The organism is Pseudomonas urethralis (assembly GCF_021602465.1).
In the GTDB taxonomy this organism is placed as follows: Bacteria; Pseudomonadota; Gammaproteobacteria; order Pseudomonadales; family Pseudomonadaceae; genus Aquipseudomonas; species Aquipseudomonas vlassakiae.
Genome location: NZ_BQIJ01000049.1, coordinates 1 through 1,265, shown reverse-complemented (window position 1 = coordinate 1,265; position 1,265 = coordinate 1). Strand labels below are relative to the sequence as shown.

Here is a 1,265-nt window from a genome sequence, read left to right as displayed (position 1 = left end):
TGTATGGACCGGACACATCACTGACACGTGTGCGGAGACATGGTTGACACATTATCGTCCCCTAGCGACATCGTTGAAATTGTATTTCCCAATTCTATGGTGGCCGAAGTAGACCTCGAATTGATCGCCGTCGGAGCCCTTGGGGCGGATAGCAATTAATAAACCCACAAGCCCTTTGTTGATCTGGAAGTATCGCTTGCGATAGCAAAACAAGCCCGCTGTGCTGACTTTCGCAACCGTGTCATCAGGGCTGTACTCAAGCTCTGGCAACTGTTCTGGAAAGGCTCTGTTACTGATGCAGTAGCGCTCCACAGGCGTTTTGTAGCCAAGCGCTTCGTGAGGGCGTTCATGGTTGTAAACCTGCCTCCAGAGGTCAAACTCCAGCTGAGTTTCGGCAAAGGTCACAAATGAGCGCCCGTTCAAAACCTCTGCCTTGAGGGTGCGGTGAAAGCGCTCCGTTTTGCCATTGGTCTGCGGATGCGCAGGCCGACTCCAGGTCAGTCTGATACCCAGTCGTACAAGCCAGATCCCCAATGGCGTCAGCTCGCCAGGATTTCGAGGTGCTCCCCAGGGAGGGCCATTGTCCGTGTTGATCTGCACCGGCAATCCATAACGCCTGAAAACGGTCGTTAGGTGCTGTTGAACAAGAGCGCCGTGCTGATGCGCGCAGGCCTGGATGATCAGGTTGAAGCGGGAGTGGTCATCCACCATGGTCAATGGGTAGCAAAGCCCCTCATTGGTCTTGAACTGCCCTTTGAAGTCCATCTGCCATAGCTCATTGGGCGCCTCACGCTCAAAGCGATGCCATTTCTGAGCAGCCTCGGAGGCTGACGGCAAGATCAAGTCATGACGGTGGAGCACATTAGTGACAGTGCTTGGAGCAATACGTCCTCCTAGGACATGACTGATCTTGCGTCCTCCCCACGCCGGGTGAGCCTTACGGACGGCAAGAACTTCATCTTCAAGACCGCTATCTGCCTGCTTCGGGCTGTTTTTCGGTCTGCGGGAGCGCTCCTGAAGGCCATCCAAACCATTTTGTTCAAAGCGCTTTAGCCACTTGTAACCAGTCTGAGGGCTAATGCTAAAGCGGCGGCATAACTCCCGGATGTTCGCGCCTGGTTGATGGGCCAAGGATACGAACTCTTCTCTCAGGCTCATGGTATCTCTCGCGTTCCAAGGCATGGTCGTATTCCCGGCAAATTTGCTTACCGGAAAGTGTCAACCATGTCCCCGTACACGTGTCCACCATGTGTCCGGTCCATACA

At 54.2% G+C, this 1,265-nt stretch carries 1 protein-coding gene; it reads right to left on the bottom strand.

The genetic code is table 11. The annotated features are described in order from the left end of the window. Nucleotides 1-51: 51 nt before the first annotated feature. Entirely contained in the window at nucleotides 52-1,182 is a 1,131-nt protein-coding gene (locus L6D64_RS28115; protein ID WP_176508875.1) for an IS481 family transposase, read from the bottom strand. Between the last annotated feature and the right edge of the window lie 83 nt (nucleotides 1,183-1,265).